Annotated in this window: 3 protein-coding genes and 1 pseudogene; 2 read left to right on the top strand and 2 right to left on the bottom strand. The window is 66.6% G+C overall.

What is annotated here, in order from left to right:
* Positions 1-327: 327 nt before the first annotated feature.
* On the bottom strand, positions 328-1,224 hold the full coding sequence (locus ACZ6R6_RS49180) for a LysR family transcriptional regulator (protein WP_470104438.1): 897 nt from the start codon (positions 1,222-1,224) through the stop codon (positions 328-330).
* A gap of 48 nt (positions 1,225-1,272) precedes the next feature.
* Here ACZ6R6_RS49180 and ACZ6R6_RS49175 point away from each other — a divergent pair, with 48 nt between their 5' ends.
* Together ACZ6R6_RS49175 and ACZ6R6_RS49170 are read left to right on the top strand one after the other, a co-directional pair.
* Positions 1,273-1,998 (top strand): SDR family oxidoreductase, encoded by a 726-nt coding sequence (locus tag ACZ6R6_RS49175; RefSeq protein ID WP_470104436.1) that lies wholly within the window; start codon positions 1,273-1,275, stop codon positions 1,996-1,998.
* A 73-nt stretch (positions 1,999-2,071) separates the two neighbouring features.
* Positions 2,072-2,656 carry an alcohol dehydrogenase catalytic domain-containing protein gene (locus ACZ6R6_RS49170; RefSeq protein WP_470104434.1) on the top strand — a complete coding sequence of 195 codons (585 nt, stop codon included), beginning with the start codon at positions 2,072-2,074 and terminating at the stop codon, positions 2,654-2,656.
* Here ACZ6R6_RS49170 and ACZ6R6_RS49165 read toward each other — a convergent pair.
* Positions 2,575-3,397: pseudogene (locus ACZ6R6_RS49165) on the bottom strand (IS5 family transposase); the annotation flags it as partial. The gene ACZ6R6_RS49170 and the pseudogene ACZ6R6_RS49165 overlap by 82 nt on opposite strands.
* Positions 3,398-3,537 lie beyond the last annotated feature (140 nt).

Raw genomic sequence — 3,537 nt, 5'->3', positions numbered from 1 at the left:
CTTCTTCCCTCGACAAGAAGAATGATCAACCAAGGGCTGTCTAACTGAGAACTCAGGAGCGGCTTCGCAAGCCACCAAGGTTAAAGATCAAGCTAGGGCGTGTCGCTAAACCCGTTTTGGGTGCTGTGCGGACGAGTCTGGATGTCGTGTCGCGTGAGGTGATCTCTGACGAGGCGTGGGCCGTGATCGGGCCGCTGTTCCCGATGGCGAAGGCGACTGGGCGTCCGGCGCGATGCTCCGGCACATGAGGCGCCGAGCTGACCGGGCAATTTTGACGGGCTTGGCCCCGTCGAGCCTCGCGACAGCGGCATTCACGGATGTTATCGGCTAGAGGCGTATCGCCGTACGGACTAGGTCGGCGACGGCTTTGGATCTGCTGTGTGGTGGCCAGGCGATGACGGTCGTGACGGCCGGTGCGTCCGGCACGGGCACGATGGCGTGATCGTCGCGTAGCTGGGCTCGGAGCGACTCGGGCATGAGAGCGCAGGCCCGTCCGAGCGCGATCAGCTGGGTCAACTGGGTATGGTCGCGAACCTGCGGGCCGGGGCCGTCGGGATAACTCCCATCCCGTCGAGGCCAACGTGGCAGGGGCAGGTCCGTCAGGGCGTTGACCTCGGCCATCGACATGTGGGGTCGGTGAGCGAGGGGATGCCCCGCGGGCAGGACCACGACCTGCCGTTCGGTGTGCAGATCCTCGGTGTCGAATCCGGCCGTCATGTCGTAGGGCCGCTGGAGCAGAGCAACGTCGGCACGCCCGTTGCGTAGCAGGTTTTCCGGTTCGCCGGGCCCGCAGAGCATCACCTCAACTGCGACAGCGCAGGGGTCGGCGGCGTAGGCGTCCAGCAGCTTCGACAACAGTTCTCTGGACGCTCCCGCCTTGGTGGCCAGCACCACGCCGGGCCGGTCTGTGGCGGCGCGGCGGGTGCGGCGCTCGGCGGCTTCGACCGCTTCGAGGGCGAGCCGGGCCTCCTGCAGAAGCACTGACCCGGCCTCGGTCAAAGTGACTGCGCGAGCGGTGCGGTGTAGCAGGACGACTCCGAGCCGCCGTTCGAGCTGCTGGATGGCTCGCGATAGTGGTGGTTGCGCGATCGCGAGCCGTTGTGCCGCCCGCCCGAAGTGCAACTCCTCGGCGACGGCGACGAAGTATCGCATCTCCCGCGTCTCCACCAGGTCATGGTATCCGGCGATGACCACGACCGATACCCGTGCGGTATCGCCGCCCACCCGATCGATCTTGGACGCTGCACCCGGAATCGCAGCAGGATCGAAGTTGTGAGTGAACAGACGATTGCGCTGGTGACCGGCGCGAACAAGGGAATCGGATACGAGATCGCCGCTGGCCTGGGCGCGCTCGGCTGGCGAATCGGCGTGGGCGCGCGTGATCGGCAACGCCGCGACACCGCGGTGGAGAAGCTGCGCGCGGCCGGGACCGATGCGTTCGGTGTGCCGCTCGACGTGACCGACGACGCAAGTGTGGCCGCGGCGGCCGAATTGATCGCCGACCATGCCGGAGGGCTCGATGTTCTGGTCAACAATGCCGCGATCACCGGCGGTATGCCGCAGACACCGACCACGGTCGATCCCGCGACCGTGCGAATCGTCGTGGAAACCAACGTGATCGGGGTCATCCGGGTGACCAACGCGATGCTGCCGATGCTGCGCGCCTCGGCCTCACCGCGAATCGTCAACATGTCCAGCAGCGTCGGCTCGCTCGCCCTGCAAACCGCACCCGGCATCGACATGGGCCCGGTTCCCGCCGCCTACTTGGCCTCGAAGACCTTCCTCAACGCCCTCACGATCCAATACGCCAAGGAACTGGGTGATACCAACATTTTGATCAACTCCGGCTGTCCCGGTTTCACCGCCACCGATCTCAACGGTTTTCGCGGCGTCCGTACACCGCAGCAGGGCGCGGCCATCGCGATTCGCCTCGCTACCCTGCCCGACAACGGCCCGACCGAGGGATTCTTCGACGACGCGGGGACGGTGCCCTGGTGACGCGCACACCGGTGGCCACCATTCCCGTTCTCGAAGTCAGCCGCGCGTCGCGCGTCGGAGGAGAAGCACGACAATGACAAAGGCAGTCAGATACGACGAGTTCGGCGGAATCGAGGTCTTGCGGGTCGACGAGATCGACCGCCCTGTGCCCGGGGACGAGCAGGTCCTCGTGCGGGTCAAAGCGGCAGGCATCAACCCCGGTGAGGCAGCCATCCGAACCGGAGCGATGGCTGACATCTCTCCCTCGACCTTTCCGTCCGGGCAGGGCAGCGATCTCGCCGGGGTTGTCGCGGAAGTCGGCGTCGGCGTGGACCGATTCTCGGTCGGCGACGAGGTGATCGGGTTCTCCGAGAAGCGGTCCGCCCAGGCCGAGTTGGTCCTGGTCGACGTCGACAACCTCACACCCAAACCGCGCAACGTCTCATGGGAGGTGGCGGGCGGCCTGTACGTCGCCGGCGTGACGGCATGGGGGCCGTACATTCCGTGCAACTCGACAAGGGGGAGACCGTTGTCGTCTCCGCCGCAGCGGGAGGAGTCGGCTCGCTCGCTGTTCAGCTCGCGCGCCGTGCCGGAGCCACGGTCATCTGAGCGCATCGCGATCCCGCGCCATTGCTTGAGCTTGTTGAAGCAGCGTTCCACGACATTGCGGCCGCGGTAACGGGCGCGCGGCTCGTCGCCGAAGTCGATCGGCCGGCCCCGCTTCTTCCGGCGGTGCGCGATCTGGTCATCTCGTTCCGGGATCGTCACCGAGACTCCGCGGGCGCGCAGCCAGGCGCGGTTCGCTTTCGACGGGTAGCCCTTGTCAGCGAGCACCCGGTCGGGCCGGGACCGGAGTCTGCCCCTGGCGCCCGCGACGCGGATCTCACTCAGCGTGGCGGCCAGCATGCCGGTGTCGGCCGCTTGCCCCGGCGTGAGGATGAACGCGAGAGCGCGGCCCTTTCCATCGCAGACCAGGTGGTTCTTCGTCGTCAGCCCGCCGCGGGAGCGGCCGATCGCATGATCAGGCGGCTCGTCACCGAACTTCTTGTAATTCGATGAAGCCCCCTGTGGCACGGGGAAGTGTCGCGCCGTGCTGATGCACGCGCACGATCGTGGAGTCGATCGACGCCACCCAGTCCAGATCCCCGGCCTGCTGCGCGAGGGCCTGCGCCCTCTCCAGCACTCGCGCCCACACGCCCTGCCCCGACCACCGGTTGAATGTCTTGTAGATCGTGTTCCAGTTCTCGAACCGCTCCGGCACGTCTCGCCACGGTGCACCCGTCCGGAACCGCCACGCCGTCGCCTCGACCACCGTGCGCCGGTCCACCGGCGGGCGGCCCGTCGACTTCACCGTCGGGAACAGCGGCCCGATCACGGCCCACGCCTCGTCAGAGATCACCTCACGCGACACGACATCCAGGCTCGCCCGCGCAGCACCAAAACGGGTTTAGCGACACGCCCTAGTTTGATCTTTAACCTTGGTGGCTAGTGAGGCCGCGCCTGATTTCTCAGTGAGACAGCCCTTGGTTGATCATTCTTCTTGTCGAGGGAAGAAGATCC

It is taken from the genome of Streptosporangium sp. NPDC048886 (genome assembly GCF_055586905.1).
Note: the sequence above shows the minus strand (reverse complement) of the source record. Positions and strands in the feature narration are given on the sequence as shown.

What these genes read in the sequence shown, in the direction of transcription:
- ACZ6R6_RS49170 (WP_470104434.1), top strand. Translation starts at nt 2,072, where the DNA reads ATGACAAAGGCAGTCAGATACGACGAGTTCGGCGGAATCGAGGTCTTG.